We start from the raw sequence: 26,762 nt of genomic DNA on the forward strand, positions 1-26,762 counted from the left end.
ACTCCCTCTTGCCCGTGGCGGGCACCCTGACGCAATCGTTGACGCTCCCCCGCCCACCCCCTAGTGTCGGCGCGGTCGCATGCCGGCCGTCTCGGTCATCATTCCGACCTACAACTGCGGTCGCTACCTGCGGGCGAGCCTCGAGAGCATCTTCGCCCAGACCGACCCCGACCGGGAGATCGTGGTGGTCGACGACGGGTCGACCGACGACACCCCGGCGATCCTCGCGGCGTACGGCGACCGGCTGCGCACGGTGCGAGGTGCCCACGCCGGCATGGCGGCGGCACGCAATCTGGGCCTGGCCCACGCGATCGGCGAGTGGGTCGCCTTCCACGACGCCGACGACGTGGCGCTCCCCGATCGCCTGGCCCTCCTGCGGGCGTACCTGCGCGCGCATCCGGAGGTCGACGCGGTGTTCGCCGACGGCACGCGTCTGGGCGAGCCCGATGCGCACCTCGTGCCGCGCGAGCTGGGGGCACGTTGCGCCGCGCGTCCCCTCGGCTTCGCCGATCTCTTCGACGGCTTTCCGGTGTACTTCCAGACGGCGCTCGTCCCGCGGCGCGTGTTCGCCGCGGTGGGCGACTTCGACACCCGGCTGCGTACGCAGCCCGACCTCGAGTACGGCTACCGCCTGCTGGCACATTGTCGCGCGGGTTACGTCGACCGGCCCGTCTTCCACTACCGCTGGCACGACGCCAATACGACGCGCGATCGCCTCGAGGTGCGCGAGGATCTGGCCTACATCCTGGAGCAGCTCGCGGCCCGCGTGCCGGAAGCCGTGCGAGAGGTCGGATCGCGTCGCGTCGAGACCCGGCTCGCCCGTCACCACTTCCGGATCGGCGAGCTGCGGCTCGCGCGCGGCGACGTCGGCATCGCGCGCGCCGCCTTCTCGCGCGCGGCTGCTCTCCGTCCGCTGCATCCCCGCTATCAGTGGATGCGTCTTCGCACTGGCGCCCAGCGGGCGGAGTCGTGATAGGAGATCCCACATGAAGTGGAGCTCCGCCGTGTCGACGGCGCCGCTGCTCGCCGACGCCGTGGCGGAGGCGACGGCCCGAGTGCGTCGCGAGCTCGGCGACGTCGCGCCGGATTTCGCCGTCGTGTTCGTGTCGCCGCACCATGAGGCGAGCTACGACGCCGTGCCGGAGCTGGTCCGCGCCGGGCTCGAGTGCCGCACGCTACTCGGCTGCTCGGCCGGCGGCGTCATCGGCGGCGGGCACGAGGTGGAGGAGGCGCCGGGGTTCTCGCTGACGGCGGCGGTGCTGCCAGGCGTGCGCCTCACGCCGTTCCACACGAGCGAGCCCGAGCCGCCGCGCGTCGCCCCCGACGGTCCGGCGCAGTTCGTGATCTGTCCCGAGCCGTTCTCGTTCGACGCGGAATCGTTCGTGCACGCGCTCGACCGCGCCTATCCCGGCAGCACGGTCATCGGCGGTGTCGCGAGCGGTGCCCGGCATCCGGGGGAGAACGCGCTCTTCCTCGACGGGGCCGTGCATCGCGACGGGCTCGTCGGCGTGGTGCTCGCGGGCGACGTGGTCATCGACACGATCGTCGCACAGGGCTGCCGGCAGATCGGCGAGCCCATGTTCGTCACGCGCTGCGAGCGCAACCTGCTCCAGGAGATCGACGGCCGCAGCCCGGCCGCGGTGCTCGCGGATCTGCATCGGCGGGCGACGCCGCGCGATCGCGAGCTCTTCCGCAGCTCGCTCTTCCTCGGGATCGTCATGCGCGAGCAGCAGGAGTATCACCAGGGGGACTTCCTCATCCGCAACGTGCTCGGCCTCGACGGCAAGACGGGTGCCGTGGCCGTCGGCGCGCTCCTGCGGCCCGGCATGGTCGTGCAGTTCCACCTGCGCGACGCCCGCACCTCGGCCGAGGACCTCGACGCCATGCTCGGGCGCTACCGCGGCAAGCCCGCCGGCTCGCTCCTCTTCTCGTGTCTGGGCCGCGGCGCGCACCTCTACGGTCGGCCCGATCACGACACCGACGCGGTCCGGCGCCACCTGGGCGAGGTGCCGCTCGGCGGCTTCTTCTGCAACGGCGAGATCGGCCCGGTCCAGGGCACGACCTTCCTGCACGGCTACACGAGCGCGTTCGGTCTCTTCCGCCCGCGCAGCTAGGACCGAGCCAAGACTACGTCTTGGCTCGGGGGGGACGCGAGAATGTCGCGTGCGTGGCACGCACGACCGGCATGCCGCGGCCGGCGAAGCCGGCGCGGCACCCGAGGAACGCATGGGGGGCGACGGCCACCACACCGGCCGAACGCCGGCGGTCGTGGTGCAACGACGATGACCGGCGCCCTGGTCCAGCGCCGGCGTCCTGGAACGTCGCGCGTACCTCGGATGCCGCGCCGGCTTCGCCGGCCGCGGCATGCCGGTCGCGCGTACCACCGACGCGACATTCTCGCGTCCTCCCCCGAGCCAAGACGGAGTCTTGGCTCGGCCTCCTAGATGTCGAACGAGGCCCCTTCCTCCGGCGCGACGACCTCGGTCGGCGTGCCGCGCGCCGCCAGCATGCTGCGCGCCGCAGCGAGCTTCGCGTCGACCGCGGCGTCGCTCTGATCCGGATCGTGGTGGATGAGATAGAGCTTCTTGGGACACGCGCGTGCCGCGAGGTCGACCACCTGACTCACCGACGAGTGGCCCCAGCCGAGCTTGCGCGGATACTCCTCGTCGGAATACGTGCAATCGGTGATGAGCACGTCGGCGCCGCGCGTGAAGTCGGCGAGGTGCTCGACGTACTCGGGCGAGTAGAACTCCGATTGCGGCGGGTAGATCTCGTTGTCGGTCACGTAGCAGAACGACTTGCCGCCGTGGTCGACCCGATAGCCGAGACAGTTGCCGGGGTGGCTGAGGAGCATGGTCGAGACCCGCACGCCCGCGATCTCGAACGTGCCCTCGGCGAGGTCGCGGTACGTGAGGCTCGCGCAGAACTCGCGGACCGTCACCGGGAAGTAGACGCCGTCCATCTGCGCAGACAGCAGCTCGCGCACGCCGACGTCGCCGTGCTTGCAGCCGCAGATCTCGAACTTGTGCCCCGGCACGTAGAAGGGCACGAAGAACGGCAGCGCATTGATGTGGTCCCAGTGGGGATGCGTGATGAAGATCGTCCCTTCGATCCGGCTGCGCTTCGCGGCGATGAGGGCATCCGAGAGCGCCTTGATGCCGGTGCCGGCGTCGAACACGAAGAGGTGGCCGTCGGCGAACTCCAGGCCGACGCAGCCGGTGTTGCCGCCGTAGCGCCGCGCGTCGGGCCGCGAGACCGGCAGCGTGCCGCGCACGCCCCAGAACGTCATCGTGAGCGCGTCGGTGACGATCCGCTCGAGCTCGTGCGCGAAGGTCGAGGGATGAAGCGGTTTCACGAAGTATCCGTTGGCGCCGAGGTCGAACGCCCGCTTGCGCTCGAACGGGTAGGCCTTGGTCGACATCATCACGATCTTGGTCGTGGCGAGCTGGGGCACCTCGCGTAGGCGGCGGCAGAGCTCGTAGCCGTCCACCTCGGGCATCATGAGGTCGGTGAGAACGCAGTCCGGCGCCCGGGCCGGGATCTCGCGCAGGGCGTCGCGGCTCGCGGGGTAGACGGTGACCTTGTGGCCCGCCCGCTCGAGCAGCGCGCGCACGATGTCCGCCTGCACCGGGCTGTCGTCGACGACGCAGACGTCGAGCTGTCTAGGCATCCTGCCACCCCATCGAGAGGGTGCATGCCCAGAGGCCGAGCGCCAACGCAAGGGGGGGTTGTGCGCGACGGGGTGGCGCGCCGATGATTGGGCGCATGCGCTGGCTCGGCCCTGCGGTCGCCCTCATGAACCGCCTGAGCTATCCGCGCAAATTCGCCCTCGTCTCGCTCGTGTTCGCGGTGCCGATCGCGCTGATGATGTATCTCTGGCTCGCGGAGCTCCATCAGCGGATCGCATTCGCGCGCAAGGAACGCGCCGGGGTCGAGTACGTCGTCCCGTTGACGCGCCTGCTCGCGCAGATCGAGCTGTTCGACGCGCGGATCGTCCAGCCCGCGCCCCCCGCGCTGGTCGACGAGAGTCGCGCGCAGGTGGCGACCGCGGCGCGCAACGTCGCCGACGTCGATGCGCGTCTCGGCGACCGTCTCGATACGGGCGAGGCGTGGTCGTCGGTGGAATCGCAGGTCACCCGAATGCTCGTCGATCGCGACCCGTCGACGAAGCCGGCCGTGGCGGCGATCCGCGCGCTCCTCTCGCAGGTCGGCGACAGCTCGAACCTGATCCTCGACCCCGATCTCGACACGTACTACCTCATGGAAGCGGTCGTGACGCGCCTGCCGGCGCTGCTCGAGCACGTCGGGACGGTCGGCACGGGTGTGCTGGCGGTGCGGGAGGGCGAGGCGGGCGACGAGGAGCGCCGCGGCGCGATCCTCGCCCGCCTGGGCCTCGTCCGCGCGAACATGACGGCCATCGAGCGCGGGCTTCGCGTCGCGTTCGGGCAGAGCCCGTCGCTCGAGGGCGAGCTCGAGCCACGCCTGACCGTCACGGGCGGCGCCGTCATCGCGCTGGCGGCCCTCGTCGACCAGGCGGGGATGGGCATGACCGCGCGACCGTCGCGGATCGACCCCGCCCACGCGCTCGACGTCGTCACGCGGACGCTCGACAGCGTGAGCGACCAGGCGGTGGCCGACGCCGCGGCGCTCGATCGCCTGCTCGCCGCCCGCATCGAGCGCCTCGTCCGCCACCGCACCATGCTCCTCATGCTGATCGTGACGACGGTGTTCGTCGTCGTCTACCTCTGGCTCGGCTTCTACTTCGCGCTCACGCGCGCGGTGGACGCGCTCGACGGCGTCTCCAAACGCATGCTCTCCGGCGAGTTCACGGGGCCGGTCGTGGTCGAGAGCCGCGACGAGCTGCGCCGCGTGGTGCAGTCCTTCAACGACGTCGCGGCGCGGCTGCGCGCCGAATGGGAACGGGCGGACGCAGCGACGCGCGCCAAGTCCGATTTCCTCGCCGTCATGAGCCACGAGATCCGCACGCCGATGAACGGCGTGCTCGGCATGATCCACCTGCTGCTCGACACGCCGCTCGATGCGACCCAGCGCCATCAGGTGGAGATCATCCGCGACTCCGGCGAGGCCCTCCTCGCCATCCTGAACGACATCCTCGACTTCTCGAAGATGGAGGCCGGGAAGCTCGAGCTCGAGGAGACGGACTTCGACCCCGGCGCCGTGGTCGAGAACGTCACCACGCTGCTCGGATCGCGGGCGCGCCAGAAGGGACTCTCGCTCACGTCGACGCTCGCGTCCGGCGTTCCGCGCGCGCTGCGCGGCGACCCCGGACGCCTGCGGCAGATCCTCTTCAACCTGGTCGGCAACGCCATCAAGTTCACCGAGGCGGGATGGGTCCGCATCGAGGTGACCGCGCTCGGCGAGGCCGCCGGGCGCCATCGCCTGCGGATCGCCGTCACCGATACGGGGATCGGCATCGACCCCGAGGCGCGGTCGACCCTGTTCCAGGAGTTCGCGCAGGCGGACCGCTCGATCACGCGGCGCTTCGGCGGCACGGGCCTCGGGCTCGCCATCTCGAAGCGAATCGCGGAAGCCATGGGCGGCACGATCGACGTCGACAGTACACCCGGACGCGGCAGCACGTTCTGGATCGAGGTCCCTTTCCCGCCAGCCGAGGGCCCCGTGGTCGCGGCGAGCGCGCGCGCCGAGGTCCCGGTGCCGCCGCTGCGCATCCTGCTCGCCGAGGACAACCTCGTGAACCAGCAGGTGGCGCGAGGCCTGCTCGGCCGGCGCGGTCACGTGGTCGACGTGGTCGGCGACGGCGCGGCGGCCGTCGACGCCGTGCGCGCGCAGACCTACGACGTCGTGTTGATGGACGTGCACATGCCGCGCATGGACGGCATCGAAGCCACGCGCGCGATCCGCCGGCTGCCGGGCGACAAGGGACGGGTCCCGATCCTCGCGCTCAGCGCGAGCGCGATGCGAAGCGAGGCCGACAGCGCGCAGGCGGCCGGCATGGACGGCGCGCTGCCCAAACCCATCGACCCGATCCTGCTCGCGAGTGTGCTGGCGCGCCATGCGCCGTCCGGTCGCCCGGTGCCACCCGCGCCGGCGCCGCCACCTGCATCGACCGAGCGCGGCGACGCGACGATCGACGAGGCGTACCTGCGTCTGCTCGCCGACTCGATCGGCGCCGACAAGGTGCGCCAGCTGATCGCCGACCTGCCGGGACACGCCCGACCCCATCGCGAGCGTCTCGCCGCCGCGTGCGCCGGGCGCGATCTGCCGGCGATGCGCGCCGCGGCCCACGCACTCGGGGGCATCGCGGCCAACGTCGGGCTCACGTCGCTGGCGGAGCTCACGGGCGGCGTCGAGGCCGCGTGTCTCGCCGGCCGCGCCGACGAGACCGGGCCGCTCTGCGAGCGACTGGTCGCCTGCCTCGACGCCTCGCTCTCCGGCCTCGGCAACCTGCGCTGGTAGCCGCGCCGGCTACTTTCGCACGCGCGCGGCGTCGTCCGGCGTCCGGGTCACCTCGCTCGGCGGGGCGGCCTCGCGGGCCGGCGGCGCGCTGCTGGCGGCTTCGTCCAGGAGAACACGCATGGCGCGGTTGAAGTCGTCGATCCGCTCGCGTGCCGTCGGATCCATTTCCCGGAGCGTCGTCGCCATCATCGTGCTCCAGGTCGGATCGAGCGCGTCGATCCCGCGTTGCACGCTGTGGACGGCGCGCATCATGGCCATCGTCTCGACCTCGTTGTTGGCGTTCTCCTGGTCGATGACGCGGAGGTAGATGCGTGCGTTCGGGTTCGGGCGCAGCTCGACCTGTGTGAGTGTCTCCGCCACGTCCTGCGACAGCGTCCGGATCTGGACTTCACGCTCGAGTGCGCCAACGACGATGGGCCGATCGTCGGGGGGCATCTTCTCGAAGACCTTCACCAGCCGCGCCAGCAGCTCGTCGCCTTGCAGATCGCGCGCGAGGCTGTGGGCGGCGTCCACCACCCATTTGAGGGCCTCGAGGGGATCGACGGCGCCTGGCTGGACCACCGCGAACACCCTGCAACTGGTCCCCCCACCCTGTCAATCACTTTCGCGGAGGTGCAATCAGTCCGACTTGTCCGACAAGCTGGCTGTGTCCTGCTTCAAGAACGGCGGGCTGAAATCTGCGCCCCAGCAGGTCGCGCCGCCGCTGCGGTGCAGGCGCACGGCGATCGGACCCGTGAAGGACATCGGCGCCGGCATGAGCAGGGGCACGCCCTTGCCCTTGAACGCGATCTTCGCCTTGCCGTCGACCAGCCCCTCCTTCAGCAGGACTTTCTGGGTGCCGTCGGGCGTGAGCGCCGTGTTCTTGTAGACGAGGCTGGTCGGCTTGTCGGTCCACGACGCGCCGGCGCCTGCGGTGGCGCTCGCGACCAGCTCCGCGGCGTCGTAGATGCACAGGGCGTAATCGTCGGTCGTGGCCGGCGACCCGAAGTCGGCCTTGGGCGTCGCCTGCCCGGCCCACTTCCACACGAGCTGGTCGCGCGTGTCCGGCGACTTGTCCTTCAGGGTGAACGACGACTTGCGGGGAAGGACGGTGGTCCGGCACGCGGCGGGTGCCGATGGGCAGAGCGGGTTCGGGCCGTTCGTGCTCCGCAGCAGCAGCACGACGTCGGCGATCTCGTCGGAGAGCGCCAGGTCGATGTCGCCGTCGTTGTCGAAGTCGAGCAGCACCGCGCACGAGGGGTTCGAGACCGCGGGGATGTCCTGGTCGAACGTGAAGGTCCCCGATCCGTCGTTGACGTAGATGCGCCACAGCCCGGCACCGTAACTCGACAGCACCCAGTCGAGATCGCCGTCGCCATCGAGGTCGCCGAGGTCGCTCGCCGGTACGTGCCCGGGCATCGGCACCGTCACCGGCAGCGCCATCGTCCCGTCGCCGTTCCCATGGAGCAGCGCGCCGTTGCTCGCCGGGGCTGCGTTGCCGAGCGCCGCGTCGACGTTCCCGTCACCGTCGACGTCGCCCACCGCGACCTGCCATGGTGGTCCGGCCGCGTCCTGCGATGGCATGCCCGTGAACGTGCCGTCGCCGTTGCCGAGCAGAACGGCGGCGCGCTCGTCGATCACGCAGCCCGCCACCAGATCGATGATGCCGTCGTTGTTCATGTCGGCGGAGGCGAGGCCCCACGGACCGCTGCAGCCCGGGTCGAAATAGCTCGGCGACCCGAAGGTCCCACTGCCGTCGTTGAGCAGCAGCGCGAGCTGGCTGTCGCCCTCGACGGCGTCCACGATGTCGAAGTCGCCGTCGCCGTCGACGTCCAGGACGACGACGCCGTGCGGCGTGGTACCGGTGAGGATACTCTGCGACCCGCCGAAGGTGCCGTCCCCGTTCCCGTGCAGGATCCACACCCCACCGCTGTCGGTCGCGGAGACGACGATGTCGGTCTTGCCGTCGTTGTCGAAGTCGGCCGGCTCGTTCGGGCTCGACTCGACGCCGATCGGCACCGGCGTGAGGAACGGCTGGTAGAGGCCCGTGCCATCGCCTCGGTTCATGAAGACGCGCAGGTCGGCGCTCGTCTCGTTGACGGTGGCGAGATCGATCCAGCCGTCGCCGTCGAGATCGGTCTGCACGGCGCCGTAGATCTGCGTGTGCGGGCCGCCGTTGCCGCCAGTTCGGTTCGACATGACGTCGATGGGCTCGTAGACGCGCGCGACGGCCGCCGAGCGCACGATGAACTCGAAGGCATAGCCCGCGCTGCGCAGCGGGGTCGAGTCGGCCGCGCGCACGTCGTGCGAGAGGTTCACCAGCACGGTCTCGCCCGCCGAGAAGGTCCGCGTCGGGGTGAAGGTCACGGTCTTGTTCGCGTTCGAGAGCGCGAACGACCCGGCCGCCGTCCCGGTCGCGCGCCCGAAGACCCGTACGCTCGCCGAGTCGATCGACGACGGCAGGATCGCCTGGTCGAACGTGATCGCGATCGTCGTCCCCGCCGGCGCGAAGGTGTGTCGCACCGGGTTGGTCGACACGACCACCGGCTCGCTCGCCGCCGCCAGGCGCGCGACGAGACTCCCAGCGACCACGAGAAGCGAAACCCGACGCCCGTTCCGAAAGTGCATGTGGCGCCTCTACCACGCCGCCGCGCGGGTGCCGAGCGTTTTTCGCGACATGGCGCGCCCGCGGTGCCCCGCCGCCGGCCACGCGACGCCCCGTTGACACGGCGCAGCAGCCGAACGTACAGAACCTCGATGGACCTCCAGCTGACCCCCCAGCATCTGAAGTTCCGCGACGAGCTTCGCGCCTGGTTGAAGGCGAACCTCGCGCGACCGTGGCGCGAGGAGCTCCGCGATCCCACGCACACCGAGGACAGCCTCATGGAGTTCCGCCGCGCCTGGCAGCAGAAGCTCTACCGGGCCGGCTACCTCGGAATGGACTGGCCTGCGGAGTGGGGCGGCCGCGGCGCGACCGAGGTCGAGAAGTCGATCTTCGAAGCGGAGATGGCGCTCGCCGACGCGCCGCAGATCCTGAACATCCTGGGCATCGGGCTGCTCGGTCCCGCGCTCATCCACCACGGCAGCGAGGAGCAGCGCCGGCGCTTCATCCCGCCCATGCTCGAGGGGACGGAGATCTGGTGCCAGGGGTTCAGCGAGCCGGGCGCGGGTTCGGACCTGGCGTCGCTCAAGACGACGGCGACGATCGAGGGCGATCACTTCGTGCTCAACGGCCAGAAAGTCTGGACCACGTTCGGGCCGTGGGCCGACTGGATCTTCGTGCTCGCCCGCACCGACCCCAAGGACCGCTACGGAGGCATCTCGTTCATCCTCACCAAGCTCGACACGCCGGGGATCACCGTACGACCGCTGCGCCAGATCACGGGCGAGAGCGAGTTCGGCGAGGTGTTCTTCGAGAACGCGCGCGTTCCGAAGGAGAACCTGGTCGGCAAGATCGGCGAGGGCTGGCGCATCGCCATGACCGTGCTCGCCTACGAGCGCGGCGCCATGTCGCTCGCGTATTCGGTCCGCTTCGGGCGCGACATCAAGCTCCTCGCCGACGCGTGCAAGGAGCACGGCCGCATGAACTCGGCCACGCGCGAGAAGATCGCCCGCCTCATGGTCGACAACGAGGTCATGCGCGCCAACGGCATCCGCACGCTCGCCAACTTCGCCGACGGCAAGGTGCCGGGCCCGGAATCGTCGATCGAGAAGATCTACTGGAGCGAGTTCGACAAGCGCTTCCGCGAGACGGCGATCGACCTGCTCGGCCCGGGCGGCCAGCTCCTGCGCCTCAGCCCGCACGCGCGTCCCGACGTCGACTGGGCGCGCGAGTTCCTGTGGTCGCGCGCCGGCACCATCTACTCGGGGTCGTCCGAGGTGCAGCGCAACATCATCGCCAAGCGGGTGCTGAACCTGCCGCAGGACCCGCGCTGAACGCGCCGAAGGATCGCCGATGAAGTTCGACCTCTCCGAAGACCAGACGCTGCTCCAGAGCTCGACGCGGGACTTCTTCGCGAAGGAGTTCCCGCTCGAGAAGACCCGCCGCGTGATGGAGCACGAGGCCCGCGGTTTCGAGACGCCGGCGTGGCGCCAGGTCGCCGAGATGGGGTACCCCGCCCTGCTCGTTCCGGAGTCGGCTGGCGGCCAGGGGCTGGGCCCGCTCGAGCTCGCGATCGTGTGCGAAGAGGCCGGCCGCGCCTGTCTGCCCGGGCCCCTCTTCGACGTGCAGCTCGCGGCGGCGACGCTCGCGACGGCGGGCAAGCAGGAGAGCCTCCTGCGCGAGATCGCGGCGGGGCAGAAGATCGTCACGATCGCGTGGCGCAACGCGCCCTTCGCCGGCGAGGCGAAGCACACCACGCACTTCGCGAACGGTCGCGTGAAGGGCACCAAGTACTTCGTGCCGTTCGCCGACTCGGCCGACGCGCTTCTCGTGACGACGCCCGAGGGCCTCGCGCTCGCACGAGGTCCGTTCGAGGTGAAGGCCCTCCAGACGATCGATCTCGCACAGCGCTTCGGCGAGGTCGCGCTGGATCACCCTGCGACGCTCCTCGGCCCGACCTCGCTGCTCGAGCGCACCGACCTGCTCGCGGCCGTCGGCGCGAGCGCGACGCTGCTCGGCATCATGGGGAAGTCGCTCGAGATCACGCTCGGCTATCTGCAGACGCGCGAAGCCTTCAAGCGACCCATCGGCACGTTCCAGACCCTGCAGCACCGCATGGCCGACATGCTCCTGCGCACCGAGTCGTCGCGCTCGGCCGTCTATCGCGCGGCGTGGTGCCTGGCCGAGAACGATCCCGAGACCGCGCTCGCCTGTGCCACGGCGAAGGCCTACGCGGGCGACTCGGCGCGCCTCGTGTGCGCCGAGACGATCCAGATGCACGGCGGCATCGGCTTCACCTGGGAGCTCGACGTCCACTTCTTCTTCAAGCGGGCGAAGACCTACGAGATGCACTACGGGTCGACCGAGGCGCAGCTCGAGCGCGTGCTCGCCGCCGCCGGATACTGATCTGCACTTCCTGGTCGTCTACGGGTCGGTACGGACCGCGCGCCAGGGGATCAAGGCGGCGCGCTTCGTCCTGCGCCAGCTCCAGGGCCGCGGCCACGAGGTCGTCCTGGTGGATCCCGTCGACGTCCGGCTGCCGCTGCTGGACAAGATGTACAAGGAGTATCCCAAGGGCACCGCGCCCGAGCTGCTCGAGCGGATCGCCGGCTGGATCCGGGCCTCCGACGGCGTCGTCGTCGTGACGGGCGAGTACAATCACATGCCGCCACCCGGCTTGACGAACGTCCTCGACCACTTCCTCGAGGAATGGTTCTGGCGGCCGTCGGCGATCGTGTCGTACTCCGCGGGATCGTTCGGCGGCGTGCGCGCCGCCTCGCACCTGCGCGACACGCTCGCCGAGCTCGGCATGCCCTCGATCCCGAGCTCGGTCCCGGTCCCGAAGGTGCAGGACGCCTTCGACGACGACGGCACGCCGCGCGATCCGGCGTGGGAGCGCCGCGTGCAACGTTTCCTCGACGAGCTCGAGTGGTACGCGCGCGCCTTCGCCGCCGAGCGCGCCCGCGGCGTCCCCTACTGAGGTGCCGACCCGAGACTTCGTCTCGGGTCGGGGGCGAGGGTGTGGCGCGGGTGGCACGCGCGAGCGCTATGTCGCGGCCGGCAAAGCCGGCGCGACATGCTGGGTACGCATGGTGGGTTCGGGAGTCGGCTCAGGCGAGCTGCTTCCAGTAGAGCAGCTCGTCGGCGTCGGGGAGGACGAGGCGCGGGAGCGTGCCGACGCGGCGGTAGGCGTGGCGCTCGTAGAACCGCTGGGCGTCCGTGTTGAAGTCGCTGACGAGCAGGAACGCATGTCGGGATTCGGCGGCGACGGCGCGCTCGAAGGCGGCGAGTAGCGCCGCGCCGACGCCCGCACCTTCGCGTCCGGGTGCGACGGCGATGAGTCGCAGGTAGCCGCCGAGGGCGAGCGTCCCGCGCGGGAGGAACCAGGCGAGCCCGCACGCACCGCCGCCGTCGTCCGCAGCGAGGAGGCCGTCGCCGCGCGCGAGCGCGTCGGCGAGATCGCGTCCGAGCGCCGCCGCGTCGCGCCGGTAGCGGGCGAGGAGCGGCAGTCGGGCGATCGCCGGCGCCAGCACCGCCACGTCCGCCGCGACGAGGGGGCGTATCGTCATCGCGCCTCCACTACCACGTCCTCGAGCCGGAAGAACGACACCGGCGCTCCCGCCCGTGATGCGCGCACGGTGACGGCGGCGCCCGCGTCGAGATCGAGCCACACGGACGTCCCGTCCGCGTCGGCGCGACGGCCGGCGACCGCGGCGCCGCCGACGTCGAGGTCGAGACCCTGGCCTGGAACGCCAAGCGTCACGCCGCGAATGCGCGACGCACCGTGGTTCTCGACCGCGGCGGTTCCGTCGGGCGCGTAGCGGACGACGACGTCGGCGAGCGCCCGCAGCCGGTCGCCGACCTCCCGCCACGGCGCGACCAGGAGGGTTCCCGCCGCGGCGCGCGTCGCGAGACGTGCCAGCATGGCGTCGAAGACGGGGGCGATCTCGAGCCCGCCGCTCGCGGCAGGACGCACGACGAGCATGCGCCGATACGCCGGCGTCGGCGTCGTCTGCGCCGACGGCGAGAGGTAGGTGTGGAGCACGGCGAGCCCGCGGCGGCGCTCGAGATCGTCGAGCGCCTCGTCGCGCAGGCGATGCGCGAGCGCGTCGGGCGCCGCCGCGAACCACGTGCTCCGGAACACCCACAGCCGCGGATCGGCGGGGAGCGGAAACACGACCGGCGTCTCGACGGCGAAGAGGTCGAGCTCGCCGCTCTTCTCGTCGGTCGCCGCCCACAGCCAGCGATAGCCGCGCGCGGCGAGGAGGTCGCGGACGCCGAACGGCGGCCGGTCGTCCCATCCCTGGTTCGAGACGGCCTCGCAGTTCGTGTACGGCTCGTGATCGACCCACGTCGTCGCGTGCCACGGCGCGAAGACGTCGAGCGCGTCCTGCACCCGCTCGCGCGCGTCGGCGTGCGCCGTGATGGAATGGTTGCCGACCTCGCTGCCCGACTGGGCGAGCGCGTCGGCGAGCTGGCGCGCCGACTCGTCGTCGGCGAGCGTGCCGACGCCGCCACGGGCGAAGAACGTCTTGGTGAGGGCCAGGCCGCGGCCGATGAATCCGCGCTGGGCGGCGCCGCCGCCCGTCGAGCTGCCGTACAGGACGGCGCGCAGCGCCGCCGGATCGGTCCGGTCGGCGTGATCCGTGAAGACGAGCGCCGCCTTCGCTCCCGCCGGCCATCGCTCGACGACGAGCGGGAGCGCGCCCCGGCCGTCGCGGAGCGCGTACAGCGTCGCGTGCGCCCGCACGCGCTCGCCCGCGGCCCGCGACAGACGATCCTCCGGATGTCGGCGCTCGAGCGCCCTCCAATCAGGCGGGCTCGGCAGCCGCTCGAGGCACGTGTCGTAGACCGAGAAGGGATGCGCGGCGCGGTCGTCGAGGATCAGCTCGACGTCGACCTCGTCGCGATGGGGCGCGAAGCGCGCGGCGGCGAAGCCGCCGTCGGCCGTCACGGCGAGCGCGGGTGTGAGGACGACGGCCGGGGTTCCCGGTCCGACGCGAACCGGCGACGTCAGCGCCGAGAGCCGCAGGTCACGACCGAGCGCGCGCGCCGGGCCCGCCAGCCGGAGGTGCACGACCTCGTGGTCGACGGTCGCCGGCGCGACGTAGGCGAGCTCGACGTCGAGCCCGATCGCCCCGCCCGCGGGAGCGAGGCGTACGGTCGCGTCGACGACGGGGGTGTGAAGCGTTCCGACCGCTGCGTCCCCGGACTGGCGCCACGCGAGCCCCGACGTGTCGTGGCCGTTCGCGCCGATCTCGAATTCGACGCCGGACAGCACGACGTCGCCGTGGCGGCGCAGCACCACCTCGGCGCGCGCCGACCCGAGCGCGACCGCGAGCGCAGCGACCATCCATCGAAGGCGCGGCATCGCCCGGGGTTTACCCGGCCGACCGGCGAGGTGTAAGCAGGCGACAATCCACCCGCAGAAGGAGTCACCCATGCGCGCAGCCGTCTTCGAAGGAGTCCGCAAGCCCCTCGTCGTCCGCGAGATGCCCGATCCGACCTGCGCGCCCGACGGCGCCATCATCCGCGTCGAGGCGAACGGCATCTGTCGCACCGACTGGCACCTGTGGACGGGCGACTGGAGCTGGGTCGGCATCCAGCTTCCGACTCCGCACGTCTTCGGCCACGAGTTCTGTGGCGTGGTCGAGGAAGTCGGCGCGAACGTGCGCAACTGGAAGAAGGGCGACCGCGTCCTCGTGCCGTTCAGCCAGGGCGAGGGCACCTGCGAGTGGTGCCGCACCGGCCACCACAACGTGTGCGACACGCCGCTCGTGCCGGGCGTCGCATACTGGGGCGGCTTCGGGCGGCTCGTCGGCCTGCCCTACGCCGACGTCAACCTCGTGCGCCTGCCGGACGCCGTCGACTTCGTCTCGGCCGCCAGCATGGGCTGCCGCTACATGACGGCGTTCCACGGCGTCGTCGATCAGGCCTGCGTGCGGCCCGGCGAGTGGGTTGCCGTCCACGGCTGTGGCGGCGTCGGGCTCTCGGCGGTGCAGATCGCTTCCGCCATGGGGGCGCGCGTCATCGCCGTCGACGTGTCGGAGGAGAAGCTCGCCGCCGCCCGCGGCGAAGGCGCCGCGCACACGATCAACGCGTCGAAGGACGAGCCCATCGGTGCCATCATGGGCCTCACGAACGGCGGCGCGCACGTCTCGATCGACGCCCTCGGCGTGGCGGCGACCTGCCGCAACTCCGTCATGTGCGTCCGCAAACGCGGTCGCCACGTCCAGATCGGTCTCACCTCGAGTGCCGAGAAGGGCGAGATCTCGCTCCCGATCGACATCATCGTCCTGAAAGAGGTGCAGATCCTCGGCTCGATGGGCATGCAAGCCTCGCACTTCGGCGGCATGCTGCAGATGGTCGAAGCCGGCCGTCTCAACCCCGGCAAGCTCGTCCACCGCAAGATCAAGCTCGAGGAAGCGAGCGGCGTGCTCGAGTCGATGGACAAGTTCGGCACGCTCGGCGTCACGGTCATCGCCCAATATTAGTCGCCGACCCGAGCCACGGCTCGGGTCGGGCCCGAGGGTGGAGCGCGGCGAGCATCCTGTCATTGCCAGGGCGGGTGAGGGTGTCGGGTGGGGGTGCAGGCGATCTCCGCAGCGCGGTGGGTGGCGGCTGCGGGCGGGGCGGGGGTGCGCGAGGACCGTGAGCCGGCACTCCCACCCGGCGCCCTCACCCGCCCGCGCATGACGAGTCACGCCCGCTCGACGGCGAGCAGCGTCACCGGCTCGTCGAGCCCTTTCAGCATGCGCTTCCCGGCGGGTTCGAACCGGAGACGACTCCCGCTCGCCGCGGCCGCGACCTCGGCCGTCACGAGCATCTCGTTCGGCACCGCGAGCTGCGCGACGCGGGAGGCGAGGTTCACGATCGGGCCGTAGTAGTCGCCGCTGCGGACGAGCAGCTCGCCGACGGCGACGCCGCCGCGCGGCGTGACGGCGGGGTCGCCCTTGAATCGCTCGACGAGCGTGAGGGCGATGTCGCAGGCTGCGGCCGGATCGCGCACGACGAACATGACCTCGTCCCCGATGACCTTCACGAGGCGGCCGTCGAGCGCCGTCACCACGTCGTGGGCGGTCTCCTCGAAGCGCTCGACCACCTCCCCCAGCTCCTGGGTCGAGATGCGGTGCGAGAGCGTCGTGAACCCGACCATGTCGACGAAGCCGACGGCGAGGAGCGCCGTGTCGGCCGACTTGCGCGGACGCGCCAGACGCAGGCGCCGAATCGCCGACTCGACGTGGGCGCGGAAGAGGACGTGGATGATGCGCTCGACGACCTGCAGCGCTTCGATCGCGCGGAGGTTCTGCTGCGCGAACTCGAGCTCGGTGCCTCCCGCGGCCCGGATCGGGCCCTCGACGTTCACCTGGTACAGCGTGACCGCCGCCTCGGCCACGCGGCCCAGGGCCGACCCGATCGTGTGCGTGAACCGCCGCGTCGCCGTCTCGCCGAACAGCGTCCGCCCCACCGCGAACCCCGCGAACATCTGCACGTCGCCCTCGGAGTACACGGCTTCGTCGCGCGCGACGTTGAGACCGGCGGCGAGGCTCAACCCGAGCACCTGCTCGACCGGCACACCGGCACGCGCTGCGACCTCGTCCGCCGTGAAGCGACGGCCCGGACGCAGGGCGAGGTCGGCGGCGAGGCCGGTGAGCGAGGTCTCGCGCTGCGCGTGGACCATCTGCTCGATCGTGATGCCGCGCGCGGCGAGCCACTCGAGGAGCTCCTGGCGCTCGCTCGCGTTGGCGGCCTTGGGATCGTACAGGCCGGCGGCTTCGTAGGGAGCGACGTCCATGAACGCGCCGATACGACTCGCACGGGAGCAACGCAAGGTTGCCTCGCCGCCGGCCGCGTCGTAGGACACGCTCATCATGAGCGATCCCTATTTCCAGCGCCTGTTCGCCGAACGCATCGGCGGCGCGGGCTACGGCAAGGGCACCGACATCTACAAGTTCGAGAAGATCAAGCGCGCGAAGCGGCAGGCCCTGGCCGAGCATCCGGAGCGGACGCTCATCGACTTCGGGATCGGCGAGAACGACGGCATGGCGCCGGAGAACGTGCGCCGCGTGATGGTCGAGGAGATCTCCAAGCCCGAGAACCGCGGCTACGCCGACAACGGCATCCCCGCCTTCAAGGAGGCCGTCGCGCGCTACATGCAGCGCTTCTTCGGCGTGACCGTCGATCCGGCGACCGAGGTGAACCACTGCATCGGCTCGAAGCCGGCGCTCGCGATGGTTCCCGCCTGTTTCATCAACCCCGGCGACGTGACGCTCATGACCGTGCCCGGCTATCCGGTCGCCGGCACGCACACGAAGTACTACGGCGGCGAGGTTCATCGCCTGCCGCTCCTGCGGGAGAACCAGTTCTTCCCCGACCTCGACGGCATTCCCGCCGACGTCCGCCGGCGCGCCAAGCTGCTCGTCCTGAACTACCCGAACAGCCCGACGGGCCGCGTCGCGACGGTCGACTTCTACCGCAAGGTGGTCGACTTCGCGCGCAAGAACGACGTCGTCGTCGTGCAGGATGCGGCACACACCTGCCTCACCTTCGAGGGCGCGCCCCTCTCGTTCCTGGCGGTGCCCGGCGCCAGGGAGGTCGGGATCGAGATCCACTCGCTTTCCAAGGGCTTCGACATGATCGGCTGGCGCATCGGCTGGTTCTGCGGCCACCCGCGCCTCGTCCAGGCGCTCGCCGACGTGAAGGACAACAGCGACTCCGGACAGTTCATCGCCATCCAGAAGGCGGCGATCGCGGCGCTCGACGACCCGTCGATTCCCGTCCGCACGAAGACGAAGTACGAGCGGCGGCTCCGCAAGCTCGTCGCGATGCTCGGGCGCTGCGGCTTCACTTGCGAGATGCCCGGCGGCTCCTACTTCCTGTACACCCCGTCGCCGAAGGGCACCGCCGGCGGCCTGCGCTTCGAGGACGCCGAGGCGGCGAGCCAGTTCCTCATCCGCGAGCATTCGATCGTCGTGGTGCCCTGGGACGACGCGGGACCGCACCTGCGCTTCTCGGTCACCTACGAAGCGGCGGACGAGCGGGCGGAGGACGCGCTCATGGCCGCGGCCGAGGAGCGCTTGAAGCAGATCCGCCCGGTCTTCTGAGCATGGACTCGCGACACCTCGTGCGCGAGCAGTTCGGGCGGTCGGCGCGCGCCTACGCGACGAGCGACGTGCACGCGCGCGGCGACAGCCTCACGATCCTCCTCGAGTTCCTCGCGCCGGCCGCCACCTGGCAGGCGCTCGACGTCGCGACCGGCGCCGGGCACACCGCTTGCGCGATCGCGCCGCACGTCGCGCACGTGGTCGCGACCGACATCACCCCGGAGATGCTCGCCGAGACGGCGCGCCTCGCGCGCGAGCGCGAGCTCGCGAACGTCGACACGCGCCTGGCCGACGCCGAAGCCCTGCCCTTCGCGGACGCCAGCTTCGACCTCGTCACATGCCGGCTCGCCTTCCACCACTTCCCCCATCCCGCGACGGCGATGCGGGAGTTCGCCCGGGTGCTGCGGCCGCAGGGCACGCTCGGGTTCGCCGACAACATCGCGGTCGAAGATCCCGCCGGTGCGCGGGCCTACAACGACTACGAGCGGCTGCGCGATCCGTCGCACCACGAGGTGTTGCCGTTCTCGCGCCTGGTCGCGCTCGTCGAGTCCGCGGGCCTGCACGTCGAAGCCACGCGCACCTTCGCGAAGGAGTTCGAGTTCGGGCCGTGGGCCGACCGCATGCACGTCGGCGACGCGGACAAGGCGCACCTGCTCCAGATGCTGCGCGACCTGCCGGCGTCGGCGCGGCCGCTCCTGGCGCCGCGCTTCGCGGACGACGGCACGGCCTGGTTCTCGCTGTGGGAGACGGCGCTGGTCGCGCGGCGTCTCGAGTGAGCGGGGGCGGGGCTCAAGCCGCGGACAGCAGCCCGATCTGCTTCAGCTGCTCGACGACCGCCGCCTTCGCGAACGGCTTCATGATGTAGGCGTCGACGCCGGCGCCGAGCGCCTTCACGACGCGCGTCATCTCGGTCTCGGTCGTCACCATGACGAGGCGCAGCGCGTCGAACTCGCGCTCGGCGCGCACGGCCTGCACGAACTCGAACCCGTTCATCTCTGGCATGTTCCAGTCGACGAGCGCCAGGTCGGTGCAGCCGATCTCGTGCAGGCGCTCGAGGGCCTCGCGACCGTTGTCGGCCTCGAACACCTCGAAGCCGAGCTCGGCGAGAATGCGTCCGAGGACCGCACGCATGGCCCTGGAATCGTCGATGATGATCGCTCGCATCGTTGGCACCTCAACTCGCCGAGGCGGTCCGAATGATGACGACCGCCAGTGGCTCACCTTCGCAGTCGAAAAAGACCCGGGAGAGCATCAGGCTGCCGGGCTGGCGCGGCACGGTCGATCCGCTCCACACCGACGGCATCGAGAGCTCGCACGGACCGGGGAGCACCTCCATCAGGTTGCCGCCGGTGACGTTCGCGAGCTCGCGCAGCGCGTCCTCGGCCTGCGCCGCACTGATGGCGGTGCGGTCGAGCGCGAACATGATGGCGGCGGCCCGGTGCGCGAGCTCGGACGAGCACTGCACGCGGACCTCGCCGTCCCACGCGCCGCTGATGCGAACCGTCCCTGCCCACGCGTCGTCGACGCCGGACGCCGGCGGCGCCGGCAGCCGCTGGACGTCGAGCCCGAGCAGCGTCGACCAGACGGTCTCGACCACCTGCTGGATCGAGTTCGTGAGCGGGGCACTCATGCTTCCAACCGCTTCGAAGCAACCGTCGTGCCGCGCATCCCCTGCCCGCGCCGCGCGGAATGTGGCAATGCCGCAATCCGGATCCCTGACCCGCCCGCCAAGCGAATGACGGGGGCGGCACGCCCACCACGCCGCTTCTGGTCGAAAACGCAGCGCCGACGCGGCACGACTCTTGCCTTTGGGGGGGTCGAGCATGGATCCCGTGGTGGAGATCTTCTTCGAGGAGGCGGCCGAGCTGCTCGCCGACTTCGAGGCCGGGCTGCTCGAGCTCGAGGAGTCGCACGGGGACGCCGAGCTCCTCAACCGCATCTTCCGCGCCGCCCATACGATCAAGGGCAACGCGGGCATGCTCGGGTTCGAGGAACTCGCCCGCTTCACCCACGGGCTCGAGTTCCTTCTCGAGCAGATCCGCAGCGGCGCACGCTCGGTCACCACGGACGTCATCGAGGCCCTGCTGTCGGCCGCCGACGTCGTGCGCCGGATGCTGCGCACGCAGCAGACCGGCGCCGAGCCGAGCACGACCGAGATCGAGGTCGCGCAGGCGGTCCTCGATCGCCTGCAGGCCGCACCGGTCACCCACGGCCAGGTGGCGACCGCCGATCGGCACCATCCGAAGGCGTCGGCGCGTCCGACCGCGGGCGCGCAGATCACCAGCATCCGCGTCCCCATCGCCAAGGTCGACCGCTTGATCAATCTCGTGAGCGAGCTCGTCACCACGCAGTCGATCGTCGCACAGGGCGTCGCCAACTTCTCGCCCGACCGGCTGGCCGCGCTCGCCGAATCGGTCGCCCAGATGGACCGGCACGCGCGCGCCCTGCACGAGCACGTGCTCGCCGTCCGCATGATTCCCGTTCGATCGCTGTTCGCGAGCTTTCCGCGCCTGGTGCGCGACGTCGCCGCGGCGCTCGACAAGGAGGCGGTGCTCGAGATCTCGGGCGAGGACACGGAGCTCGACCGGACCGTCATCGAGCGGATCGGCGATCCGCTGACGCACCTGATCCGCAACGCCGTGGACCACGGCCTCGAGCCGCCCGAGGAGCGCACGGCGGCCGGCAAACCCGCCGCGGGCCGCATCCGCCTGAACGCCTACCAACAGGGCGGCAACATCTACATCGAGGTCTCCGACGACGGGCGCGGCCTCGACCGCGACCGCATCGTCGCCAAGGCGGAGCGGCACGGCCTCATCGCCCCCGGCCACCAGGCCACCGACGCCGAGGTCTGGGCACTCATCTTCCAGCCCGGGTTCTCGACTGCGGAGGCGGTGACGCAGGTTTCCGGCCGTGGCGTCGGCATGGACGTGGTGCGCGAGAACGTCGAAGCGCTCGGCGGGATCATCACCATCGACACCGAGTCCGGCCGCGGCACGAGCTTCCGCATCAAGCTGCCGCTCACGCTGGCGATCCTCGACGGCCAGGCCATCCGGGTCGGCTCGCAGGAGTACATCATTCCCCTGGTCGCCATCCGGGAGACCATTCGCCCGGAGCGCGGCAGCGTGCACACGGTCGGCCCCGGCGCCGAGCTGGTGGTGGTGCACGGCAAGCCCCTCCCCGTCCTGCGGCTCCACCGCGTGTTCGGTGTGACGCCCGGGACCGAGGATCCAGCGAGGGGATTGCTCATGATCGTCGAGTACGACGGCCGTCTGGCCGCGTTGCTCGTCGACGAGCTGCTCAGCCAGCAGCAGGTCGTGATCAAGAGCCTCGAGGCCAACTTCATCAAGGTCGACGGCGTCGCCGGCGCCACGATCCTGGGAGACGGCCGCGTCGCGCTGATCCTCGACGTCGCGGGTCTGATCGCGCTCGCCAACACCGACTCGGCCCGGCTGCGGGCCGTTGCCTGACAAGGAGCGAGGAATGAGGCAGGGCATTGGGAACTGGACCATCCGGACGAAGCTGCTCTTGAGCTTCGTCGTGGTCGGCGCGCTCGTCGCCGTCGTCGGGCTGCTCGCCAGCCGGCGGGTCGACGCCATCGGCAACGCCCTGCAGGAGATCGTCCAGGGCAACCAGGAGATGGCGCAGCAGAGCCGCCTGCGCACCGGCATGCTGCAGCAGATCGAGGCCGAGAAGAACTATCTCCTCTCCGGCTACGGCAAGTACGTCGACGTCCACCGCAAGCTCGCCCACGAGAACGACGAGCTCTTGAAGGCGCTCCAGACGTCCGCGGACGGTGACGACGAGAAGGCCACGACGCTGCGCGCGCTCGCGGGCTCGTACAACGAATACAAGGAGAGCTTCGACCAGGTCCAGCAGATGATCGCCGATCAGAAGACCGACGCGGCGATCTTCCACTCGACGACCCGCTCGGGCGCGATCGCCGAGAAGCTCATCAGCCTCTCGGACGAGCTGCGGGACCGGCACGAGGCGCGCGACCAGCTCGCGGCGGCGGAGGCGCGCGAGACCGTGCGGAGCGCCCACGTCTTCATGATCTCGGTCTCGATCATCGCGATGGCGCTCGCCATCGCGTTCGGCTACCTGACGAGCCGCCTCGTCACGCGTCCCGTGCAGGAGACCTGCGCGCTGCTGCAGGAGCTCGCCCAGGGCGACGGCGATCTCACCCGGCGCCTGCCCGCCGACCGCGACGACGAGATCGGCCAGATGGCGCGCTGGTTCAACACGTTCGTCGAGAAGCTCCATGGCATCGTCGCGCAGGTGGCCGAATCCGCGGAGTGGACCGGCGCGACGGCCCAGCAGCTCGCCACGGCGAGCCAGCAGCTCTCGAGCGGCGCGCAGGAGCAGGCCTCGAGCCTCGAGGAGACGGCGGCGAGCCTCGAGCAGATCACCGCCACCGTCAAGCAGAACGCCGACAACGCGCGGCAGGCGAACCAGCTCGCGACGGCCTCGCGCGAGACGGCCGACAAGGGACGGCAGGTCGTCACCTCGGCGGTGGGCGCCATGGGCGAGATCAACCACGCCGCCCGGCAGATCGCCGACATCATCAACGTGATCGACGAGATCGCGTTCCAGACGAACCTCCTGGCGCTCAACGCCGCGGTCGAAGCCGCGCGTGCCGGCGAGCAGGGGCGCGGCTTCGCCGTCGTCGCGGCCGAGGTCCGCAACCTCGCGCAGCGCTCGGCCACGGCGGCCAAGGAGATCAAGGGCCTCATCCAGGACTCCGCCACGAAGGTGGAGACGGGCTCCGGCCTCGTCGACACTTCGGGCCGTACGCTCGAGGAGATCGTCGTCTCCGTGCGACGCGTGACCGACATCATCGCCGAGATCAGCGCCGCCTCGCAGGAGCAGTCCCAAGGCATCGACCAGGTGAACCGCGCCGTCGCGCAGATGGACAACGTCACGCAGGCGACCGCGGCGCAGACCGAGCAGGTGTCGGCGACCGCCCAGTCGCTCGCCGCGCAAGCCGAGCAGCTCCAGGTGCTGGTCGGACGCTTCAAGCTCGGGTCTACGCGGGCGCGAGCGGTCGAAGCCACCGGGAGCGCGCCGGCGACGCCCGAGCTCGCATCCGCCCTGCCCCCCACCGCCCCGCCGTCGCGTATGCCGGCGCCCGCGGCGGACGTGAAGGGCTGGGCGGCCAGCCTCGACTCGGACTTCGAGGAGTTCTGAGGGCGCCATGGCTCGACTCGATCCGCTCCACAATCTCGGTTCCTCCGCCGCCGACGGCGTCCAGTACCTCACCTTCTCGCTCGGTGCCGAGGAGTACGGTGTCGAGATCCTGAAGGTGCAGGAGATCAAGGGCTACACGACGATCACGCCCATCCCGAGCACGCCACCGTACGTGAAGGGCGTCATGAACCTGCGCGGCACGATCGTCCCGGTCGTCGACCTGCGTCTGCGGCTCGGCATGCCCGCGGCCGAGTGCACGCCGTTCACGGTCATCATCGTGATGGCGGTCGGCACCAAGGTGGTGGGCGCGATCGTCGACAGCGTCTCGGACGTCGTCGACGTGCCGCGCGACGACATCCAGACGACGCCCCACTTCGGTAGCGGCGTGGACGTCCGCTACATCGCGGGCATCGCGCAGACGGGCGAGAAGCTGATCGTCCTGCTCGACGTCGACGCCGTGCTCCGCAGCGAGGAGTTGCCAGCGCCCCTTCCCGCCTCGTGATCGGCCGGCCCGCATGATGCCCGACGCGCCCACGCAGCCGAGCAGCATGACCGGCCTGGAGTTCCAGGTCTTCCGGGATCTCGTGCATCGCGAGACGGGCATCGCCCTCGGACCCCACAAGCGCACGCTGCTCGAAGCGCGGCTTACCAAGCGGCTGCGGGCGCTGCGCCTGCCGTCGTTCAGCGCCTACCTCGAGGTGCTGCGCCGGCACGACCCCCAGGGCGAGGAGCGCACGCGGTTCGTGAACGCCATCACGACGAACGAGACGGCCTTCTTCCGCGAGCAGGTCCATTTCACCTACCTCGCGTCCGAGTGGCTCCCGGCGCGCCGCGCGCGCGCGTCGGCGACCGGCGACCGCACGATCCGCATCTGGGCCGCGGCCTGCAGCACGGGCGAGGAGCCGTACTCGATCGCCATGACGATCCTCGCCGGCATGGACACCCTCGCCTGGGACGTGCGGATCCTCGCCTCCGACATCGACACCGACGTCCTCGACCGCGCCGCCGCAGGCGTCTACACGAACGATGCGGCGGCCGTCGTGCCGACGCCGCTGCTCCATCGCTTCTTCCTGCGCGGGGTCGGGCCGCGCAGCGGGATGGTCCGCGTCCGCCCCGAGGTGCGGTCGCTCGTCACGTTCCGCCACATCAACCTGCTCGAAACGCCCTGGCCGATCCGCTCGCGCTTCGACCTGATCTTCTGCCGCAACGTGCTCATGTACTTCGACCGGCCGACCCAGATCCAGATCGTCACGCGCCTGGCACAGCACCTGGTTCCGGGCGGGCTGCTCGCGCTGGGGCACGCCGAGAACCTCCTCGGTCTCGCGACCGACATGCGGCGCGTGACCAGCACCATCTATCGGCACGCCGAGGCGCCTCCCGCATGAGGCGCGCCATGGAGACGTCATGCCATCAACCATCCTGATCGTCGACGATTCGACCACGATCCGCGCCATGGTACGGCGCGCGCTCGAAGAGGATCGCCACGAGGTGCTGGAGGCCTCGCACGGGGCTGCGGCGCTCGCCGCGCTCGAGCAGGCGAACGCCGACCTCGTCATCACGGACCTCTTGATGCCCGGCATGGACGGCCTCGCCTTGACGCGCGCGCTGCGTGCGAGCGAGCGCTTCCGCGCCACGCCGATCCTGGTCCTGACCACCGAGGGCGGCGGCTCGATGAAGGAGCAAGGCCGCGCCGCGGGCGCGACCGGATGGCTCGTGAAGCCCTTCCAACCCGACGTCCTCCGGCAGACGGTCCGGCGCGTCCTCGAGCAGCGCGCGTGACGTACGAGAAGATCATCACCCTGCACGTGGGCGGCGTCCACGCATCGGCCGAGCCGACCGTCATCAAGACGCTGCTCGGATCGTGCATCGCCGTCTGCCTGTGGGATCCGCGGGCGCGGATCGGGGGCATGAACCACTTCATGCTGCCCGAGGGTCGTGGCGACGGCTCGATCGAAGACGCGACCCGTTTCGGCGTGCATGCCATGGACCGCCTGATCGGCGAGATGCTGAAGCTCGGCGCCGAGCCGCGCCGGTTCGCCGTGAAGGTCTTCGGCGGCGCCAGCGTGCTCGCGCTGAAGGGCGCGGCGAGCGTCCCGCAAGCCAACGTGGAGTTCGTCCGGACCTTCCTCGCCCGCGAGGGGTTCCACCTCGCCGCCAAGAGCGTCGGTGGGACGTATCCGCGGCAGGTCCACTTCTTCACCGAATCGGGGAAGGCGCTCGTGCGCCGGGTGGTAGGGCCCCAGGTCGAAGCCGCCCTCCTCGAGCAGGAGCAGCGCCGGCGGCCGCGGCCGCAATTCGGCGACGTGACCCTCTTCTGAGGCCGGACGGGATGGCGCGCAAGATCAAAGTCCTCGTCGTCGACGACTCGGCGGTCGTGCGGCAGATCCTCGCCAGCTCGCTCGCGCGCGATCCCGGGATCGAGGTGGTGGGGACGGCGCCGGACCCGTACATCGCCTGGGAGAAGATCCGCGCCCTCGCCCCGGACGTGCTCACGCTCGACGTCGAGATGCCGCGCATGGACGGCCTCGCGTTCCTGCAGATGCTCATGCGCCGCCATCCGATGCCGGTCGTCATGGTCTCGTCGCTGACGGAAGCCGGCTGCGCCACGACGCTGCGCGCGCTCGAGCTCGGCGCCGTCGACTTCGTCACCAAGCCCATGACGTCGATCGCCGAGCGGCTGCCGGAGCTGGCGCGCGAGCTGATCGAGAAGGTCCACGCCGCGTCGACCGCACGCGTGCGCCTCCCGTCGGCGTCTCCGAGCCCGGTACCGGTCGCCTCGCCCGCCCTGCCGCGCACCACCCACCGAATCATCGCGATCGGCGCGTCGACCGGCGGGACGGAGGCGCTGCGCGAGTTCCTCGTCGCGCTCCCGGCCGACGCGCCGGGCGTGGTGATCGTGCAGCACATGCCCGAGAAGTTCACCCACGCCTTCGCCGAGCGGCTCGACCGCCTCTGCCGCGTGAGCGTGAAGGAGGCCGAGGACGGCGATCGGGTGCTCGCCGGCCACGCCCTCATCGCACCCGGCAATCAGCACATGCGGCTCGCGCGCGACGGCGCGACGTATCGCGTCCGCCTCGGCATGGAGGCGCCGGTCAACCGCCATCGCCCGTCGGTCGACGTGCTGTTCCAGTCCTGCGCCGAGGTCGGCGGCGCCAACGTCGTCGGCGTGATCATGACCGGCATGGGCGACGATGGAGCCCGCGGGCTGCTCACGATGCGGCGGGCCGGCGCACGGACGCTGGCCCAGGACGAGGCGAGCTGCGTCGTCTTCGGCATGCCGCGGATCGCAATCGAGATCGGGGCCGCGGAACGCGTCCTGCCGCTCGCCCGTCTCGCGGAGGCGGCGCTGCTCGGCTGTCACGACGCGCATGCGCCGGGCCGTGCAGGGACGCCCGATTCGGGCGCCACGACGACCGGTCTGTCAGCGAAATGACACGCGCCACGCCGAGCCTCGG

General features: G+C 70.9%; 24 protein-coding genes. 16 read left to right on the top strand and 8 right to left on the bottom strand.

The features are described 5' to 3' along the window. Positions 1-79 precede the first annotated feature (79 nt). Both VMS22_05575 and VMS22_05580 read left to right on the top strand, forming a co-directional pair. Positions 80-973 carry a glycosyltransferase gene (locus VMS22_05575; GenBank protein HXJ33493.1) on the top strand — a complete coding sequence of 298 codons (894 nt, stop codon included), beginning with the start codon at positions 80-82 and terminating at the stop codon, positions 971-973. Positions 974-986: 13 nt separating this feature from the next. Further along, positions 987-2,114, top strand: coding sequence for an FIST N-terminal domain-containing protein (locus tag VMS22_05580; protein ID HXJ33494.1), 1,128 nt, complete (start codon positions 987-989; stop codon positions 2,112-2,114). Between the two features lie 326 nt (positions 2,115-2,440). On the opposite strand, the gene VMS22_05585 is transcribed toward VMS22_05580, so the two are convergent. Next, the gene (locus VMS22_05585; protein ID HXJ33495.1) at positions 2,441-3,670 is read right to left on the bottom strand and encodes a response regulator; all 1,230 of its coding nucleotides are present in this window, start codon (positions 3,668-3,670) and stop codon (positions 2,441-2,443) included. A 95-nt stretch (positions 3,671-3,765) separates the two neighbouring features. On the opposite strand from VMS22_05585, the gene VMS22_05590 reads away from it, so the two are divergent. Further along, positions 3,766-6,438: an ATP-binding protein gene (locus VMS22_05590; GenBank protein HXJ33496.1), complete on the top strand. Its 2,673-nt coding sequence runs from the start codon at positions 3,766-3,768 to the stop codon at positions 6,436-6,438. Between the two features lie 9 nt (positions 6,439-6,447). Here the strand turns inward: VMS22_05590 and VMS22_05595 are convergent, their stop codons facing one another. Together VMS22_05595 and VMS22_05600 are read right to left on the bottom strand one after the other, a co-directional pair. After that, on the bottom strand, positions 6,448-6,999 hold the full coding sequence (locus VMS22_05595) for a hypothetical protein (protein HXJ33497.1): 552 nt from the start codon (positions 6,997-6,999) through the stop codon (positions 6,448-6,450). 57 nt (positions 7,000-7,056) lie between these two features. Further along, a complete protein-coding gene (locus VMS22_05600) occupies positions 7,057-9,045 on the bottom strand; it encodes an FG-GAP-like repeat-containing protein (GenBank protein ID HXJ33498.1) in 1,989 nt (662 codons plus the stop codon). Between the two features lie 129 nt (positions 9,046-9,174). Here VMS22_05600 and VMS22_05605 point away from each other — a divergent pair, with 129 nt between their 5' ends. The 3 genes from VMS22_05605 to VMS22_05615 are packed head-to-tail and all read left to right on the top strand — an operon-like array spanning position 9,175 to position 11,999. Next, complete coding sequence (locus tag VMS22_05605) at positions 9,175-10,353, top strand: acyl-CoA dehydrogenase family protein (GenBank protein HXJ33499.1); 1,179 nt, start codon at positions 9,175-9,177, stop codon at positions 10,351-10,353. A 19-nt stretch (positions 10,354-10,372) separates the two neighbouring features. After that, positions 10,373-11,425 carry an acyl-CoA dehydrogenase family protein gene (locus tag VMS22_05610; GenBank protein HXJ33500.1) on the top strand — a complete coding sequence of 351 codons (1,053 nt, stop codon included), beginning with the start codon at positions 10,373-10,375 and terminating at the stop codon, positions 11,423-11,425. Between the two features lies 1 nt (position 11,426). Then, complete coding sequence (locus VMS22_05615) at positions 11,427-11,999, top strand: NAD(P)H-dependent oxidoreductase (GenBank protein ID HXJ33501.1); 573 nt, start codon at positions 11,427-11,429, stop codon at positions 11,997-11,999. Positions 12,000-12,129: 130 nt separating this feature from the next. Here the strand turns inward: VMS22_05615 and VMS22_05620 are convergent, their stop codons facing one another. Both VMS22_05620 and VMS22_05625 read right to left on the bottom strand, forming a co-directional pair. After that, positions 12,130-12,588, bottom strand: coding sequence for a GNAT family N-acetyltransferase (locus tag VMS22_05620; GenBank protein ID HXJ33502.1), 459 nt, complete (start codon positions 12,586-12,588; stop codon positions 12,130-12,132). Further along, positions 12,585-14,390, bottom strand: coding sequence for a hypothetical protein (locus tag VMS22_05625; GenBank protein ID HXJ33503.1), 1,806 nt, complete (start codon positions 14,388-14,390; stop codon positions 12,585-12,587). Before VMS22_05625 ends, VMS22_05620 begins: the two co-directional genes overlap by 4 nt. 70 nt (positions 14,391-14,460) lie before the next feature. On the opposite strand from VMS22_05625, the gene VMS22_05630 reads away from it, so the two are divergent. Further along, positions 14,461-15,513, top strand: coding sequence for a zinc-dependent alcohol dehydrogenase family protein (locus VMS22_05630; GenBank protein HXJ33504.1), 1,053 nt, complete (start codon positions 14,461-14,463; stop codon positions 15,511-15,513). Between the two features lie 206 nt (positions 15,514-15,719). Here VMS22_05630 and VMS22_05635 read toward each other — a convergent pair whose 3' ends face one another. Further along, complete coding sequence (locus tag VMS22_05635) at positions 15,720-16,892, bottom strand: adenylate/guanylate cyclase domain-containing protein (GenBank protein HXJ33505.1); 1,173 nt, start codon at positions 16,890-16,892, stop codon at positions 15,720-15,722. On the opposite strand from VMS22_05635, the gene VMS22_05640 reads away from it, so the two are divergent. Together VMS22_05640 and VMS22_05645 are read left to right on the top strand one after the other, a co-directional pair. Next, positions 16,891-18,123: an LL-diaminopimelate aminotransferase gene (locus VMS22_05640; protein HXJ33506.1), complete on the top strand. Its 1,233-nt coding sequence runs from the start codon at positions 16,891-16,893 to the stop codon at positions 18,121-18,123. The two genes, VMS22_05635 and VMS22_05640, sit on opposite strands and share 2 nt — an antisense overlap. Positions 18,124-18,125: 2 nt before the next feature. Next, positions 18,126-18,899 carry a methyltransferase domain-containing protein gene (locus VMS22_05645; GenBank protein ID HXJ33507.1) on the top strand — a complete coding sequence of 258 codons (774 nt, stop codon included), beginning with the start codon at positions 18,126-18,128 and terminating at the stop codon, positions 18,897-18,899. 13 nt (positions 18,900-18,912) lie between these two features. On the opposite strand, the gene VMS22_05650 is transcribed toward VMS22_05645, so the two are convergent. Both VMS22_05650 and VMS22_05655 read right to left on the bottom strand, forming a co-directional pair. Then, the gene (locus VMS22_05650; protein HXJ33508.1) at positions 18,913-19,287 is read right to left on the bottom strand and encodes a response regulator; all 375 of its coding nucleotides are present in this window, start codon (positions 19,285-19,287) and stop codon (positions 18,913-18,915) included. Positions 19,288-19,297: 10 nt separating this feature from the next. Continuing rightward, positions 19,298-19,753, bottom strand: coding sequence for a chemotaxis protein CheX (locus VMS22_05655; GenBank protein ID HXJ33509.1), 456 nt, complete (start codon positions 19,751-19,753; stop codon positions 19,298-19,300). Positions 19,754-19,946: 193 nt separating this feature from the next. Here VMS22_05655 and VMS22_05660 point away from each other — a divergent pair, with 193 nt between their 5' ends. The 7 genes from VMS22_05660 to VMS22_05690 are packed head-to-tail and all read left to right on the top strand — an operon-like array spanning position 19,947 to position 26,740. Continuing rightward, positions 19,947-21,590, top strand: coding sequence for a chemotaxis protein CheA (locus VMS22_05660; protein ID HXJ33510.1), 1,644 nt, complete (start codon positions 19,947-19,949; stop codon positions 21,588-21,590). A gap of 13 nt (positions 21,591-21,603) precedes the next feature. Beyond that, positions 21,604-23,307: a methyl-accepting chemotaxis protein gene (locus VMS22_05665; protein ID HXJ33511.1), complete on the top strand. Its 1,704-nt coding sequence runs from the start codon at positions 21,604-21,606 to the stop codon at positions 23,305-23,307. 7 nt (positions 23,308-23,314) lie between these two features. Next, the gene (locus VMS22_05670; GenBank protein HXJ33512.1) at positions 23,315-23,809 is read left to right on the top strand and encodes a chemotaxis protein CheW; all 495 of its coding nucleotides are present in this window, start codon (positions 23,315-23,317) and stop codon (positions 23,807-23,809) included. Positions 23,810-23,825: 16 nt separating this feature from the next. Next, entirely contained in the window at positions 23,826-24,692 is an 867-nt protein-coding gene (locus tag VMS22_05675) for a protein-glutamate O-methyltransferase CheR (GenBank protein HXJ33513.1), read from the top strand. Positions 24,693-24,711: 19 nt separating this feature from the next. After that, a complete protein-coding gene (locus tag VMS22_05680) occupies positions 24,712-25,086 on the top strand; it encodes a response regulator (GenBank protein ID HXJ33514.1) in 375 nt (124 codons plus the stop codon). Next, positions 25,083-25,625 (top strand): chemotaxis protein CheD, encoded by a 543-nt coding sequence (locus tag VMS22_05685; protein HXJ33515.1) that lies wholly within the window; start codon positions 25,083-25,085, stop codon positions 25,623-25,625. The genes VMS22_05680 and VMS22_05685 overlap by 4 nt, the downstream gene beginning before the upstream one ends. Positions 25,626-25,636: 11 nt before the next feature. Next, on the top strand, positions 25,637-26,740 hold the full coding sequence (locus VMS22_05690) for a chemotaxis response regulator protein-glutamate methylesterase (protein HXJ33516.1): 1,104 nt from the start codon (positions 25,637-25,639) through the stop codon (positions 26,738-26,740). Positions 26,741-26,762 lie beyond the last annotated feature (22 nt).

The sequence above is a fragment of the Candidatus Eisenbacteria bacterium genome (genome assembly GCA_035577985.1).
In the GTDB taxonomy this organism is placed as follows: Bacteria; Desulfobacterota; Binatia; order DP-6; family DP-6; genus DATJZY01.